This is a genomic window from Sphingomonas sp. GW821-FHT03E12, from assembly GCF_059420685.1.
In genome coordinates, this window is sequence record NZ_JBWKUF010000003.1 from 625,140 (window position 1) to 638,898 (window position 13,759).

At 62.5% G+C, this 13,759-nt stretch carries 15 protein-coding genes and 1 tRNA gene; 11 read left to right on the forward strand and 5 right to left on the reverse strand.

The window, feature by feature from the left end; all coding sequences use genetic code 11:
• Positions 1–7: 7 nt before the first annotated feature.
• From mreC to AC07TU_RS12745, 5 genes are all read left to right on the forward strand, one after another.
• Entirely contained in the window at positions 8–889 is an 882-nt protein-coding gene (mreC, locus tag AC07TU_RS12725; RefSeq protein ID WP_495188260.1) for a rod shape-determining protein MreC, read from the forward strand.
• A complete protein-coding gene (locus tag AC07TU_RS12730) occupies positions 886–1,398 on the forward strand; it encodes a rod shape-determining protein MreD (protein ID WP_495188261.1) in 513 nt (170 codons plus the stop codon). Before mreC ends, AC07TU_RS12730 begins: the two co-directional genes overlap by 4 nt.
• Complete coding sequence (gene mrdA, locus AC07TU_RS12735) at positions 1,395–3,419, forward strand: penicillin-binding protein 2 (RefSeq protein ID WP_495188262.1); 2,025 nt, start codon at positions 1,395–1,397, stop codon at positions 3,417–3,419. Before AC07TU_RS12730 ends, mrdA begins: the two co-directional genes overlap by 4 nt.
• The gene (rodA, locus tag AC07TU_RS12740) at positions 3,416–4,537 is read left to right on the forward strand and encodes a rod shape-determining protein RodA (protein ID WP_495188263.1); all 1,122 of its coding nucleotides are present in this window, start codon (positions 3,416–3,418) and stop codon (positions 4,535–4,537) included. Before mrdA ends, rodA begins: the two co-directional genes overlap by 4 nt.
• Positions 4,538–4,639: 102 nt before the next feature.
• Positions 4,640–4,715 (forward strand) — tRNA-Lys (locus tag AC07TU_RS12745).
• Positions 4,716–4,876: 161 nt separating this feature from the next.
• On the opposite strand, the gene AC07TU_RS12750 is transcribed toward AC07TU_RS12745, so the two are convergent.
• Positions 4,877–6,067 (reverse strand): tyrosine-type recombinase/integrase, encoded by a 1,191-nt coding sequence (locus tag AC07TU_RS12750; protein ID WP_495188264.1) that lies wholly within the window; start codon positions 6,065–6,067, stop codon positions 4,877–4,879.
• A gap of 492 nt (positions 6,068–6,559) precedes the next feature.
• Between AC07TU_RS12750 and AC07TU_RS12755 the strand changes: the two genes are divergently transcribed.
• From AC07TU_RS12755 to infA, 3 genes are all read left to right on the forward strand, one after another.
• Positions 6,560–6,781 carry a hypothetical protein gene (locus AC07TU_RS12755; RefSeq protein ID WP_495188265.1) on the forward strand — a complete coding sequence of 74 codons (222 nt, stop codon included), beginning with the start codon at positions 6,560–6,562 and terminating at the stop codon, positions 6,779–6,781.
• Between the two features lie 364 nt (positions 6,782–7,145).
• Positions 7,146–7,400 carry a hypothetical protein gene (locus AC07TU_RS12760; RefSeq protein WP_495188266.1) on the forward strand — a complete coding sequence of 85 codons (255 nt, stop codon included), beginning with the start codon at positions 7,146–7,148 and terminating at the stop codon, positions 7,398–7,400.
• Between the two features lie 5 nt (positions 7,401–7,405).
• Entirely contained in the window at positions 7,406–7,669 is a 264-nt protein-coding gene (gene infA / locus AC07TU_RS12765; protein ID WP_495188267.1) for a translation initiation factor IF-1, read from the forward strand.
• Between the two features lie 35 nt (positions 7,670–7,704).
• Here infA and groL read toward each other — a convergent pair whose 3' ends face one another.
• Positions 7,705–9,282 carry a chaperonin GroEL gene (gene groL / locus AC07TU_RS12770; RefSeq protein ID WP_495188268.1) on the reverse strand — a complete coding sequence of 526 codons (1,578 nt, stop codon included), beginning with the start codon at positions 9,280–9,282 and terminating at the stop codon, positions 7,705–7,707.
• A gap of 149 nt (positions 9,283–9,431) precedes the next feature.
• Complete coding sequence (locus tag AC07TU_RS12775) at positions 9,432–9,677, reverse strand: hypothetical protein (protein ID WP_495188269.1); 246 nt, start codon at positions 9,675–9,677, stop codon at positions 9,432–9,434.
• 220 nt (positions 9,678–9,897) lie between these two features.
• On the opposite strand from AC07TU_RS12775, the gene AC07TU_RS12780 reads away from it, so the two are divergent.
• From AC07TU_RS12780 to AC07TU_RS12790, 3 genes are all read left to right on the forward strand, one after another.
• Positions 9,898–10,197, forward strand: coding sequence for a YegP family protein (locus AC07TU_RS12780; protein WP_495188270.1), 300 nt, complete (start codon positions 9,898–9,900; stop codon positions 10,195–10,197).
• Positions 10,198–10,511: 314 nt separating this feature from the next.
• Entirely contained in the window at positions 10,512–10,667 is a 156-nt protein-coding gene (locus tag AC07TU_RS12785; RefSeq protein WP_495188271.1) for a hypothetical protein, read from the forward strand.
• 59 nt (positions 10,668–10,726) lie between these two features.
• A complete protein-coding gene (locus AC07TU_RS12790; protein WP_495188272.1) occupies positions 10,727–11,830 on the forward strand; it encodes a calcium:cation antiporter in 1,104 nt (367 codons plus the stop codon).
• A gap of 124 nt (positions 11,831–11,954) precedes the next feature.
• Here AC07TU_RS12790 and AC07TU_RS12795 read toward each other — a convergent pair whose 3' ends face one another.
• Positions 11,955–12,698, reverse strand: coding sequence for a LuxR C-terminal-related transcriptional regulator (locus tag AC07TU_RS12795; RefSeq protein ID WP_495188273.1), 744 nt, complete (start codon positions 12,696–12,698; stop codon positions 11,955–11,957).
• A 508-nt stretch (positions 12,699–13,206) separates the two neighbouring features.
• Positions 13,207–13,398, reverse strand: coding sequence for a hypothetical protein (locus AC07TU_RS12800; protein ID WP_495188274.1), 192 nt, complete (start codon positions 13,396–13,398; stop codon positions 13,207–13,209).
• Positions 13,399–13,759 lie beyond the last annotated feature (361 nt).

Here is a 13,759-nt window from a genome sequence, read left to right on the forward strand (position 1 = left end):
AGGGGAGATGGCGCCGCCACGCAACCGGCGCCCCGGATTTTCGCGGCGGGCGCAATACGGCCTCTTCATCAGCTACGTCATCGCTGCCGGCGGCGCGCTGGTCGGCGTGGTCCTTCTGCTGCTCTCCACCTTTCACCCGCCCGCCTTCGCTGCGGTGCGGGGGACCTTCTCCGAGCTGGTTACGCCGGTGGCTTCGGGGCTCGACTGGACGCGTCGCGGCCTCTCCGGGATTCCGGCGGGGATCGGCAGCTATTTCGGGGTGCGCAGCGAGAATGCGGCTTTGCGCGCCGAAGTCGAAGCGAACCGCAAGCTGGTCGAGGAAGCGCGCATCGCCGCTTATGACAACAAGCGGCTGCGCGCGCTGCTCAAGCTGCGTGACCGGATCGCCGCGCCGGTCGTCACCGCGCGGCTGGTCTATTCGACGGGCTCCAGCACCCGTCGCTTCGCGACGCTCAACGCCGGGTCGTGGCAGGGGGTCCGCGCCGGACAGCCGGTCAGCAGTGCCGACGGACTGATCGGCCGTGTAGTCGAAGTAAGCCCCAACACGGCGCGCGTACTGCTGATCCTCGATCCCGAAAGTGTCGTCCCCGTCCGCCGCGTGCGCGACGGCCTGCCTGCCATCGCCGCCGGACGTGGCGACGGGCTGATCGAAATCCGCTCGGCGGGCGCGGCGCAGATCCTCTTCGACCAGGGCGACGCGTTCGTCACCTCGGGCACCGGCGGCATCTTCCCGCCCAATACCCCGGTTGCACGCGTACGTGCCCGGGCGCGCGACACCGCCGAAGGCGTGATCTTCGCCAGCCCCGACACGCTCGATTATGCGGTCGTCCAGCAGGCCTATTTCCCCGAGGCCGGTGCGGTTCGTGCACCCGAGGCCGCACCACGGTGAGCGGATCGCCCTATGCCGGCCTGGGCAAGGTCGATATCTCGACCCGTGCCCGCTGGCTCGCCCCGCTTTCGATCATCATCGGATCGTTGACGGTGCTCGTGCCGTTCAAGGCGTCCTTTCCGATCCTTCCGCCGCTCGGGCTGATGATGCTGCTCGCCTGGCGACTTCATCGTCCCGACCTGCTCAAACCCTGGGCGCCAGTGCTGCTGGGATTTGCCGATGATCTGATCAGCGGACAGCCGATGGGCAGTTCGATGCTGTTCTGGACGGTGTCGTTCATCGCGATCGATGTGCTAGATACGCGCATCGTGTGGCGGGATTTCCTCCAGGACTGGCTGCTGGCCGCGGGCGCGATCAGCCTGTGCCTGATCGGCGGCCGCCTCGTGGCGGCGCCGCTCGGCGCCCATGTCGATACGGTGCTACTGATCCAGATCCTGGTCTCGATCGCACTGTTCCCGGTCCTTTCGCGCCTCGTCGCGCGGCTTGATGGCAAGCGGAGCGTACAGTGAACGGCCCGGTACGCCTGATCAGCGAGGTGCAGCAAAGCTACAGCTTCTCGCGCCGCGCATTGTTTCTGGGCGCTGCCCAGGTGACGGGTGGGCTGATCCTGGCTGCGCGGATGACCTGGCTGTCGGTCTATGAGAATGACAAATACAGGCTGCTTGCCGAAAGCAATCGCGTCAATCTGACTCTGATCCCGCCGCGGCGCGGCTGGATCGTCGATCGCGCGGGCGTACCGATCGCCAACAACCGGACCGATTTCCGCGTCGATATCATCCCGGACCGCATGGAGAAGGACAGCCGCGGCCGTGTGCTTGCAGCGCTGCAGAACCTGCTGGCGCTCACCGCCGAGGATCTTACGCGGATCGAGGAGGATCTGAAGGGGGCCGCCGGCTTCCAGCCGGTTCAGGTTGCCGAGAATCTCGACTGGGAGCGCTTCGCCGCGGTCAGCGTACGGCTGCCCGAGCTTCCCGGCGTGGCCCCAACCCGCGGTTTTGCACGCAACTATCCCGCCGGTGCGGCGGTCGCACATCTGGTCGGCTATGTCGGCGCAGCGACCGCCGAGCAGTTCAAGGCGAGCAAGGATCCGCTGCTCGTCACGCCGGGCTTCAAGCTGGGCAAGGACGGGCTTGAAAAGGTGCTGGAAGGCGAACTGCGCGGCAAAGCAGGCGCCAAGCGGGTCGAGGTCACTGCGCGCGGCAGGCTGGTCCGCGAGCTCGCCACACGCCCCGACGAGCCGGGCAAGACGGTGCGGCTCACGATCGACGCGGGGCTTCAGGAATATACCGCGCGACGCCTGGGCAATGAATCCGGCTCCGTCACCGTGTTCGACGTCACCAATGGTGACATTCTCGCGATGGTGTCGATGCCGGCCTATGATCCCAATGCCTTTTCGGACGGGATCAGTCGCACCGAGTGGAAGATGCTGTCGGAGGACGACCATCTTCCGCTGATGAACAAGACGCTCCAGGGCCTCTACCCGCCCGGATCGACCTTCAAGCCGGCAACCGCGCTCGCGATTCTCGGCGCCGGTATCGATCCCAAGCGGGTGGTCTACTGCAATGGCGGCTACCAGCTGGGAAACCGCCGGTTCGGCTGTCTCGGCCGCCACGGCCCGATGACGATGCACACCGCGATCGCGCGCAGCTGTAACACCTATTTCTACACCATGGGCCGCGAGATCGGGATCGAGGCCATCGCCGCAGCCGCGCGCAAGCTGGGCTTTGGCGCCGAATTCGACCTGCCCCTGCCCTCGCAACGCTATGGCACCATTCCCGACAGCGCGTGGAAGATGCGCCGCTACAAGCAGGAATGGACCCAGGCGGACACGCTTAACGCCGCGATCGGCCAGGGTTATGTGCTCATCAGCCCGTTCCAGCTGGCTCTCTCCGGAGCGCGTATCGCGTCGGGCCGCGAGCTGATCCCGTCGCTGCTCGCGACGAAGCGCGACGCGCCTGCGCACCTTGCCTTCCCCGAGGAGCATCTGGCCATCGTCCGTTCCGGAATGGACGAGGTGGTGAACGGTCACGGTACCGCCGGCGCATCGAAACTGCGCCTCGACGGCATCCGGATGGGCGGCAAGACCGGCACGGCGCAGGTGCGACGGATCATGGATCGCAACCGCGGCCAGGGCGGGGAGTGGAAGTATCGCGACCACGGCCTGTTCGTGTGCTTCGCCCCGGTCGACAATCCACGCTACGCCGCATCGGTGGTGATCGAGCATGGCATGGGGGGGGCCCGCGCCGCGGCGCCGGTGGCGAAGGACGTGCTCACCTATCTGTTCGACCGGCAGCAGGCCCTGGATACGCTCGCCCGGTTCGAGACCGAATGGGGTGGAGACATCCGCGCCCGCATGGCCGCAAAGGACAAGGCCTATCGCGCTGCGCAGGGCCTTCCCGCCGCCATACCTACACCCGGTGCCACCCCGTCCGCAACGCCGACAGCCGCACCGACCGCTCGCGCCACACCGCAAGCGCCCGCTAGCCCGGCATCCGCTCCCACCGCCTCGCCTCAGGGACCCACCGAATGAGCCGCCCCGGTTTCGTCCCTGCCCCGCTGGCGCAGCTTCCCTGGCTGATCATTCTGCTCGTCTGCGCGATCGGCGGGTTCGGGGTGATCGTGCTGTTCTCCGCGGCAGGCGGCGACCCCAAATGGGCGATGCCACAGGGCATCCGCTTCGGCGTCTTCCTCGTCATGGCGCTGGCACTGTCGCGCGTGCGGGGCGACCACTGGTCGATGATCGCCTTCCCGCTCTACGCCATCTTCCTCGTCATGCTGATCGGCGTCGAACTGCTCGGCGCGGTCGCAGGCGGAAGCCAGCGATGGCTCGATCTCGGCTTCATCCGCATCCAGCCCTCCGAGATGATGAAGGTTGCGATCGTCCTCGCCTGCGCAAAATTCTACGACCTGCTCCCGGGAAGCGACATTCGCCGTTTCGGGGCGATATGGCCTGCAGCAGTAATGATCGGCTTGCCGGCTGCGCTGGTGATGCTTCAGCCCGATCTCGGCACGGCATTGATGATCACGGCAGGCGGCCTCACGGTCATGTTCCTGGCCGGCGTTCCGCTCCGCCTGTTCATCGGCGGCACGCTGGCACTCGCGGTCTCGGTGCCGATCATCGTCAACTATGTCCTGCACGATTATCAGCGCAACCGCGTGCTCACCTTCCTCAACCCCGAGAATGATCCGCTCGGCACCGGCTACCATATCAGCCAGTCGAAAATCGCGATCGGATCGGGCGGCTGGTTCGGCAAAGGTTTCCTGAACGGCACGCAGAGCCACCTCGACTATCTGCCGGAGGGACATACCGATTTCGCGCTGGCGACGATGATGGAGGAATGGGGGCTGATGGGCGGCCTGTTCGTCATCATCGCCTTCGGCTTGCTGATCCGGTGGGGGATCATGGTCGGGGTCCGTAGCCAGAGCCGCTTCGCCAAGCTGACCGCGGCGGGCATTTCGACCACCCTCTTCTTCTATGTCTTCATCAACATGGCGATGGTGATCGGCCTGGCGCCCGTGGTGGGGATCCCCTTGCCGCTGATCAGCTTCGGCGGATCGGCGCAGATGACGACGCTGATCTGCGTCGGAATCCTGATGTCGCTCGACCGCGAAAACCGGCTGAATCGCAACACGCGCAGCTGGCAGTGATTTTTTGCGAAAACGGGTGTTGCCAACCAGAAAACCCGATGCTAGTGGCCCCGCTCCCGACCGAGGCAGCGCCCTTCCAACAGCGCTCCTGATCGCCCGGATGGACGCATAGCTCAGTTGGTAGAGCAGCTGACTCTTAATCAGCGGGTCCTAGGTTCGAGCCCTAGTGCGTCCACCATTTTTCCAACGACTTATCGATATATCCTCAGAAGGTTTCCGAAGATTTTCGGCGCCACGTAAGCACCGGGTAAGCACGGCGCATCCGACAAAGTGCGCGCTACATCTCACGACCTCAAAAGTTAGTGCGAGAGCCCGCTCGCATCGATCACTGCGAATTTGTCACGCCGCAGTGATCGTCGCGATGTGCCGCCCCCACTTCCTAAGCGCCGCACGCTTCTCGTCGCGATATTCGTAGCACTGATAGACGCCGGCAATGGTTCCTCTGAGCGCAGAGACGTGGTTGAGAACGGCTTCCACAACCTCTCTCGGCACTTTTCTGGCCTGCATGCCAGTTGCAACCGTGCGCCGCAGGTCATGGAGCCGCCAAGGCGCAACCGCAGTTCCCTCGCCTCGTGATCGCAACGCGTTGGCGATCTCGCGGTCCCATAGCAGCTTGATCTTGGAGAACCCGCTGAGCGGTGTCCCGCACGTCGAGGGAAACACCAAGCCGGACGATGGCCATGTCGCCCCACCCACTGCACCGTCGAGCAAAGCTATCGCCGACTCGCTGAGCGGAACAACATGCATGTAACCATTCTTCGCCCTTTCCGCCGGGAGGACCCACTCCTTTCGTGACCGGCTGAGTTCCGACCAGTCCAGGCCCACGGCCTCGCCCCGCCTCTGGCCGGTCAGCATCATTATCCGGAACAAAGCGCCGTAGTTTCCCGGTAGCCGGAAGCTCTTCGTCCAGGCGCAGGCCAATTCAGAGTCAGAGAGGTATCTGGTGCGCGGCTTTGGCGGCGCCGGAGCCTCTGCACCCTTCGCCGGAGAGTGTTTGAGATCGTCTTGGCTCATCGCCCAATTGAACATTTTCCGAAGCGTCGCGTGCATCGCTCGGGCGACCGAGGGTGTGTTGTCGAGGCGCCGGTAGATCGCCGCCAAGTCCGCTCGTTTGATATCGGAGAGCTTCGTGCTGCCGATGACCGGAATGGCGTAATTGTCCAGCATGGCGCGAATGCGTTCCCAGTCTTTCCAACGATGCTTGAGGTACCGTTCCGTGAAGGTATCGACGTAAGCATCGAAACGGAGTTCGGCCTCCTTCCGCCGGCGCTCGCGACGCTTTGCGACCGGGTCCCTCCCCTTGGCAACCTGCTTAGCCAGCCGCCCCGCCTTTGTCCGTGCCGTTTGTGCTGTCCACGGCGATCGATGCCGGCCGATCGTGTAGCGCCTGGAAGCCGACCCTCTGCCGCCAAGCCGATACTGGAAAATATAGGATTTCGTACCGCCGGGCGTCACTCGGACACCGAAACCAGCTAATTCGCTATCCCACAGAAACACATCCTTGCGCTGCGGCCTCGCCATATCGACCATTCGTGTGGTCACCTTGTCAGTTGACACCATTCTCTCCGCGTAAGCACCGGGAAATCACCGGCGCGCAGAGGAACGTCGTTCCTATGGGATCGGGTCAATGGCAGGTTTCGTACTGACGCCATTCGCGATGCGCTACCGCGAGACGGGTTTTGGGCCGACAGCGGACTAGCAGCTCTCGGATGGCGCTGCCGAGAAAGCGGACGATCGGATCGTAGATCGTGCCGTGTACACGGGACATGCTAGCGACGCGCACTGGCAATGCATGCGACGCATACCCATATGACGTCTATCGCTCCGCTTCTTTCCGAGCACGGAGCGGCTGAGAGATACGTGCGCTCCCGCTCTTTCTGTGGAGCTGCGCATGCATCTTCCTCCCCATACGGCCCTGAGAATCACTCCAATTGCGCAGGTTCGCAATCGGCCTGTGCTTTCGCTGTTCCCCGCCGGCATCGCGATGCCTGACCTGAAAGCAGTTCAAGGAGAACACGTGTCATGTCACGGGCTGTGAACGTCAACGCGACCGTCGCCGAGGTCATCGCGATGGCGGCGAGGCATAACGCCATTGTCAGCGCGATCGAACCGCTCCTGCCGGAAGGTACGCGCGTCGTATTCATGAATAGTGAAGCCGCAGCAACTGTCGCCCGTGCCTTCGGCCGTCGCGTCCTGAACGGCACGGTCGTCCGCGAACCGTGGACGCAACAGCGCATCAACTAGAGCCGGCACATCGTCGCAACCAAGGAAGAGTCATCATGCCGCCCGTCATCTCTCAGCCGTCTCCAACTGTTCCCGATGATCCCGCCACAATGATGGAGAGCTATGGCATTGAGTGCATCCCAGTCGACTATTTCCACTGGAACGGGTTTCGCTACGGCAGCCTGAAAGACGCGATCGCCGCCGCGCGGCGTGGACGAGCCGGTGCGTGTGCCGGACCTCCTGCACCACCTGTTCGGAACGCATGTTCCTGATCCCGCACGCAACCATTGGGATCGGGGCTATTTTGCGAGCTGCTGCGTCCATTGTGGTGCAACATGATACGGCTGCCGGGCCTTCCCTGGCGTGCTCTTTGAAAGGATATCGCATGAACCCGACCCTCGCCATGTGCCGCGCACAGGAAGCACGTCAGCGCACCCTTGCCGCCGATGCAGCGCTCGCGAACGTCAAGGGCGTGGCGATGCTTGCGGCGGCGGCATGGGCAAAGGAGGCGATCACCGCCGAACGCCGTGAGCAACGGCGCGTGCGCAGGGATCAGGAGCTGCTCCACTCTCCGCCGCTGTTGGAGGATCGCATATTCAGCGAGAACCCGGATCGCGGCTTCGCGGACCCGGGGGCCTGAAGGCGATGGCGAAGGAAGAACTGATGACCTTCGACGGCACGATCGACGAGATCCTGCCCGATGGCCGCTTTCGCGTCCTGCTAGAAAATGACCATCAGATCGTCGCCTATACGGCGGGTCGGATGCGGCGAAACCGTATCCGCTCGGTCGTCGGTGATCGCGTCCAGGTGAAAATGACGCCCTACGACCTCGACAAGTGGCGCATCATCTATCGCGAACGAGCACCGGGATCGGGGTTCGGTACGCCGCGCAGCGCCCGTCGACGCTAGCCCTTTGCAGGAGCCGCCAGCCTCGGCGAGCTTGCCTAAAACTCGACGATCGCGGCTTCGGTCATCAGCAGCAGCCCCGCGACCGACGCCGCATCCTGAAGCGCGGAGCGGGCGACCAATGTCGGATCGATCACCCCCGCTTCGATCAGGTTCTCATAGATTTCGGTCTGCGCGTTGAATCCCATGTCACGGTCGTTGCCATCGAGCAGGCGCGCAGCAACGACGCCGCCGTCGTACCCGGCATTCTCGGCGATCTGACGCAGCGGAGCCGACAAGGCCTTGCGGACGATATCGATGCCGCGGGTTTGATCCTCATTGGCGCCGGGCACGCCATCCAGCGCGTGAGATGCATAGAGCAGCGCGATGCCGCCACCGGGGACGATTCCTTCCTCGACCGCGGCGCGCGTTGCATGCAGCGCGTCATCGATCCGGTCCTTGCGTTCGCGCATCTCGACCTCGGTCGATGCACCGACGCGGATGATCGCAACGCCGCCGGAAAGCCTGGACAGCCGCTCCTGCAGCTTCTCCTGGTCATATTCGCTCGAACTCAGGTCGATCTGTTGCTTGATCGCGCCGACCCGACCGGCAATCGCCGCGGCGTCGCCTGCGCCATCGATGATCGTCGTGTCGTTGCGATCGATCGTCACGCGCCGGGCAGTACCAAGCTCTTCGAGCGCGATATGCTCTAATTTGGTGCCGAGGTCCGGGGATATGATGATTCCGCCGGTCAGGATGGCGATGTCCTTGAGGATCGCCTTGCGGCGGTCGCCGAAGCCGGGCGCCTTGACGGCCGCTACTTTGAGCCCGCCGCGTAGCTTGTTGACGACCAGCGTGGTCAATGCTTCCCCATCAATGTCCTCGGCGATGATCAGCAATGGCCGGCCCGACTGGGCTACCGCTTCCAGCACTGGTAGCAGCGGATGAAGGTTGGACAGCTTCTTTTCGTGAAGCAGGAAAAAGGGATCATCGAGCGCGACGACCATCTTGTGCGTATCGGTGATGAAATAGGGGCTGAGATAGCCTTGCCCGAACTGCATGCCCTCGACGATCTCAAGCTCGAACTCGGTGCCGCGGGCGTCCTCGATCGAGATGATGCCTTCCTTGCCGACCTTGTCCATCGCGGCTGCAATCATCCGGCCAATCTCGGCATCACCATTGGCGGAGACGGTGCCGACCTGGGCGATCTCGTCGGCGCCGGCTACCGCCCGTGACCGTGCCATCAGGTCCGCTATTACTCGTGCAACCCCGAGGTCGATGCCGCGCTTGAGGTCGATCGGACTTGCGCCAGCGGCCACTGACTTCATGCCCTCACATGCGATCGCCTGTGCCAGCACGGTCGCCGTAGTGGTGCCGTCGCCGGCATGGTCCTGGGTTCGCGATGCCACCGCGAGCAGAAGTTGCGCGCCCAGATTTTCGAACTTGTCGCTGAACTGCATCTCCTTGGCGACGGTAACGCCATCCTTGGTGATGTGCGGAGCGCCATAGCCGCGATCGATCAGGACGTTGCGGCCCTTGGGTCCCAGCGTCACTCGTACCGCGTCGGCAAGCCTGTCGACGCCGCGCATGATGCGTTCGCGTGCGTCACGCGCAAACCTGATGTCTCTTGCTGTCATGAAAGTGAGCCGTTCGGGTCGCTGGACCGCGACGCATACGTCGCCTTCACAATCGGAAGCCAGCGCCGCCTATGCGAATGGGCACGCCGGAACGACACGCCAGTCCCTCGCATGTGGGCGTTGCCGCGCCCGCCGACAAGTGCCGCTGGCTATCGCGCGTCGGCTGCAACCGCCGCATCGAGTTCGTCGCCATCCACAGTACACATGCGCATCCCGGACGCCGTTGGTACGAACAACAAGGTCGCCACGCGCCGGAACGCATTATGGTCGCGGCCCTCCAGTACCTCCTCGTCGGTCTCGACATCGTAGCGACCGGGCGGGAGCTCTTCTCCAACGCCCTTGAGCCGGAACGACGATCCGAACGTGACGGTTGTGCGTGTCGTTCGGATCGTCATCGCTACTCTCCCGAAACGGCGATTTGCCGCAGCAACGCTATAGCATGGGATGGTCAGTCGCCACGAATGCGTGTACGACGGAATCATCATCGCCCTTCGCTCCGCAAGCACGCGATGCCCGAGAGAAACTGATTTGCTCCCGCTTGCTCATGGGAGGAATCATGTGACGAACAGCTTTGCATATCATGGGTTCGACGAGCCTCGGTGCATCGCAACGAACTTGCCTGACGACATTTCCGGCGCGCTCGCGGCATTTGCGGAACCGGCCAGTTTACTGAGTGTCAACGAACCGGCCGCCGAAGCCTATTTCGAGATCTATCGCGCCGATCGCGTGAGCCTTACCTCGATCCTGTTCTCGGGCGGAGACTGGCGCTGGCGATTCTGCGCACCCAACGGCCGGTCGATTGCGAACAGCGTTGGCTATGGCAGTGAGCGCGAATGCGCAAATGCCGTTGCAGCGCTACGCGTCGGCGCCAGCGCAGCAACAATCCGTAGCCGGGGCCCTGCTGAATACGATTAAGCTGGTGCCTTCAGCGACCGGGGTGTAGATCAGGTGGCTGCTCCAATCCGGGTCAGAGCGTTGGCCGAAAGGCTCGAACGCGAAGGAGGAGAGCGCCCCTGTGGCAAATCCCTCGCTAAAGGGCATCCCGGTCGTCAATCGCGACAAGCGCGTCTGAGTATCCTGCAAGCCCGGCTCCGCTCCGGATCCGGGTGATGCTGAGCGCATATCCGGCGCTTTGATCGTGCTGGGGCGACAAGAGGCGCCGACATGTCACTCACCATCTAACACCAGGCCGCGATCTGCGGCCGGAGAGGTTCGCCATGGAACCAAGATTGATCGCCGCCTATCTGCTGATGTTCCTGCTTGTGGCCTTCGTCGCTGCGGTCATCGGCTATCTACGTTATCACACGCATGCTCACAGCTACGCCCGGCACTTGAAACGTGAGGCGCGTCGCGCTGCGGAACGCGAACAGGCGCCACCCGGCTGAACCCATCAGACCCCAGCAGCAATTGGCAACTCTCACTTACGGTGGTCGTTGAAAGGCTGATGAAATCCTCGTTTCTTCGGCTGGCGGCGGCATGGGCAACGGTTGCGGCCATGTATGCTGGCGATCCCGTCCGGCTGATCGGCGCGCATCCCGCAATTACCGCCCTTCTCTTCATCTGGCTTTTGGGCGTGATCCTGTGGGCGGCGTTCGGCGTGGTTCACGAAGCGGAGGAAGTGGCGGAACGGCTCGGCGAGCCGCTTGGAACGCTGGTTCTTACTCTTTCCATCGTCATCATCGAGGTCGCGCTGATCGCCGCGGTGATGCTGAGCGCGCAGCATGTGCCAACACTCGGCCGCGACACGATGTTCGCCGTGCTGATGATCGTCCTCAATGGTGTCGTTGGCCTTTGCCTGCTTGTCGGCGGGCTGCGGTTCCATCAGCAAGCCTATAATCTACAGGGCGCAAGCGCCTATCTTGCGGTCATCATTCCGCTGAGCGTGATCGCGCTCGTGCTGCCCAACTTCACGATATCGAGCGCCGTGGGAGCGCTTTCACTGCCGCAGGCCTTGAGCTTCTCCGCCTTCACGATCGCGCTCTATGGCGGTTTCCTTTGGCTCCAGACCGGCAGGCACCGCGGGTTCTTCCTTCCGGCCGGCGGAAACGCACAAGACGCAGTAGCCACGCCGCTGCCGCGTCAGGAACGTGCTCCGGGTACAACCAGGCTGAGGATCGCCATACTGGTAATCAACATCCTGCCGATCGTGCTGCTTTCCAAGCATCTTGCAAAGCTGCTCGACCATGGCATCGCCGTCCTCGGCGCACCGCCCGCCCTTGGCGGCATTCTGATTGCTCTGATCGTTTTCACACCTGAGGGCATCTCGGCATTGAAGGCCGTCGCCGCCAATCAGTTAACGCGGGCGATCAACCTGTGCCTCGGCGCTGCCACCTCGACGCTCGGTCTGACGGTGCCCGTCGTTCTCTTCATCGGTTTGGTCACCGGACAGCCTGTCATCCTGGGTGTGTCTCCGGCGAACATGGTCCTGCTCGCCGTGACACTCATACTCAATACGCTGACCTTCTCCGGCACGCGTACGACGATGCTCGAGGGCGCAGTACACCTCTCCCTGTTCTTTGTCTTCCTGGTGCTGATCTTCAGCCCCTGAAGTGTTCCAAAGCCCGGCGCTCTCTCAAACCAGCCTGCCAGTTTACCGTGGTATCGCCCCGAAGCGGTTCGGCCAGCTTGAGAGTGGGAATAGTCCAATCGGGGCATATCGAAGCCGTGGCACCTTACATGGCAAGTAGCGCTGCCGGCGCGGCTTGGAGGGGAGGCTCGCCGAGAAGCTTCTGCGGCAACTGCTCAAGGGCGAGCGATATTGGTTGCGGCGGCGCTTCACCCGCCAAGCCACGGCCGACCGCCCAGATCGCGGCCTGGGTGCGGTTGCGGACACGCAGCTTTCGCAAGATCGCCTTGATGTGGACCTTGACCGTCGCGTCAGCGATGCTCAGGCGACGCGAAATGACTTTGTTCGCCTCCCCCTCGGCGAGACATCGCAGAATGTCGACCTCGCGAGTAGTGAGGTTGGACCCGTTCGTGGCACCGTCCCAGCAGCGTGAGATCGCAGGCGCACGCGCGAGCAAGCCAGCGATTTGCGAGGGCAGGACTTTCTCGCCGAGCGCAGTGAGGCGCAGGGCGCCGGCAAGCCGGTCGCAGGAAAGTTCCTTCACGAGATATCCGTCGACAGATCCTGTCGCGAAGGCGCGTGAAACGTCCTCAATGCTGTATCCATCGGTCATGATTGCGATACGCGGCTCGGGCCAGCGCTCACGGACATTGGCGCATGTGCGCAGGCCGTCGTCGATGTCGTCGGCGTCGATAATCACAACGGCTGCGCTACTTTCCGCCTCGAGGTCATCGATGCAGGATACGGCGCGATCCACGCAAAAATCCTGATCGGCAAGAATGCGCCTCAGACCTTCGCGGACGATTTCATTCCTACTAACGATGTTCACGCGAATGGCTTGGCTCACCATAGGCCGCCTCCTGTTGAGTTGTGGCAGCCTACGCGACTCGTCTCTCGGATGCTGCGGCTACATATATTTCTAGGATCGACCCAATTCTGGGTTACGCCTCAAATATCTATGAAAATACATCTCAGTTTAGCTTTCTAAAAGTATCTCTATAATTTATCATTGATATTCACCCGGCCAGGCGTCGCTCTGATCTATTTCCGCGAAATAATTTACACCTTCGTGATTCGCGATACAAATCCAGCGATTTTCATTTTGGAGTCGCGGCCACATCAGAGATGCTCTTTTAACGCGCAAGGCGTCTATGCTCGGAAGCCGCTGGCGCAGAATCGATACCCAGACATATGCGCGGGATTAGTCGGGGCTGCTTAACAAACGCGGCTAGGATTGAGACATAGGTCGCCATTAGCTGCCTTCGTGAGCGAATATCCGCTTTTTCGGCTCTTTACCCATGGCGCTGAACGACGGGAATGCGGGCACCTGGCGACACCGCACTGCAGAGAGAGCGACGTCAGGCAGGCGATTTCTGTTGTATGCTAACACCCTTCCCGAAAGACGTGGCCTGGATCTTGTCGAGTTCGGATATGAGCTCTGTGAACACATCTTCATGCTCGACTGGGAAATAACGGTCAAAGTGCTCTCCCAACAGCTTGAGGTCGGCACTGGTTAGTAAACCGACGGCGACAATGCGATTGTTGGCCATCGGCACCTCCGCCGCATCAACAAGCACTTGCGCAATTAGTCACATTCGTTTCTGGCGGCCCCTAAATAAATATAGGCCGGGGACCACGATCGCTTATGTGACAGATTCTCGACTAGCATAGTTCAGTTGGACATGAGCCTGCAGCAAGGTGAAAATCGTCGGCTAACTGGCCATAGAAGGCGCGAACGTTTTGGAGATCTGCTGGCTTGACGATTATCGGGCTTCCCAAGGGAGCTACCTGAAGGAGGCCATTCTCATCGGGCCAACCCAAGGTCATGACCCCGGCGCTGCCCACATCTGCCCGTCGGGCGATACCGTCGCAATGGAACAGGCAATCCCGCGACCTCCCAAGCGCCCGAAG

Excerpts from the sequence above, each read along its gene's own strand:
- mreC (WP_495188260.1), top strand. The coding sequence starts at position 8 with ATGGCGCCGCCACGCAACCGGCGCCCCGGATTTTCGCGGCGGGCGCAA.
- rodA (WP_495188263.1), top strand. The coding sequence starts at position 3,416 with ATGAGCCGCCCCGGTTTCGTCCCTGCCCCGCTGGCGCAGCTTCCCTGG.
- AC07TU_RS12750 (WP_495188264.1), bottom strand. The coding sequence starts at position 6,067 with ATGGTCGATATGGCGAGGCCGCAGCGCAAGGATGTGTTTCTGTGGGAT.
- AC07TU_RS12755 (WP_495188265.1), top strand. The coding sequence starts at position 6,560 with ATGTCACGGGCTGTGAACGTCAACGCGACCGTCGCCGAGGTCATCGCG.
- AC07TU_RS12760 (WP_495188266.1), top strand. The coding sequence starts at position 7,146 with ATGAACCCGACCCTCGCCATGTGCCGCGCACAGGAAGCACGTCAGCGC.
- infA (WP_495188267.1), top strand. The coding sequence starts at position 7,406 with ATGGCGAAGGAAGAACTGATGACCTTCGACGGCACGATCGACGAGATC.
- groL (WP_495188268.1), bottom strand. The coding sequence starts at position 9,282 with ATGACAGCAAGAGACATCAGGTTTGCGCGTGACGCACGCGAACGCATC.
- AC07TU_RS12775 (WP_495188269.1), bottom strand. The coding sequence starts at position 9,677 with ATGACGATCCGAACGACACGCACAACCGTCACGTTCGGATCGTCGTTC.
- AC07TU_RS12790 (WP_495188272.1), top strand. The coding sequence starts at position 10,727 with ATGAAATCCTCGTTTCTTCGGCTGGCGGCGGCATGGGCAACGGTTGCG.
- AC07TU_RS12795 (WP_495188273.1), bottom strand. The coding sequence starts at position 12,698 with ATGGTGAGCCAAGCCATTCGCGTGAACATCGTTAGTAGGAATGAAATC.
- AC07TU_RS12800 (WP_495188274.1), bottom strand. The coding sequence starts at position 13,398 with ATGGCCAACAATCGCATTGTCGCCGTCGGTTTACTAACCAGTGCCGAC.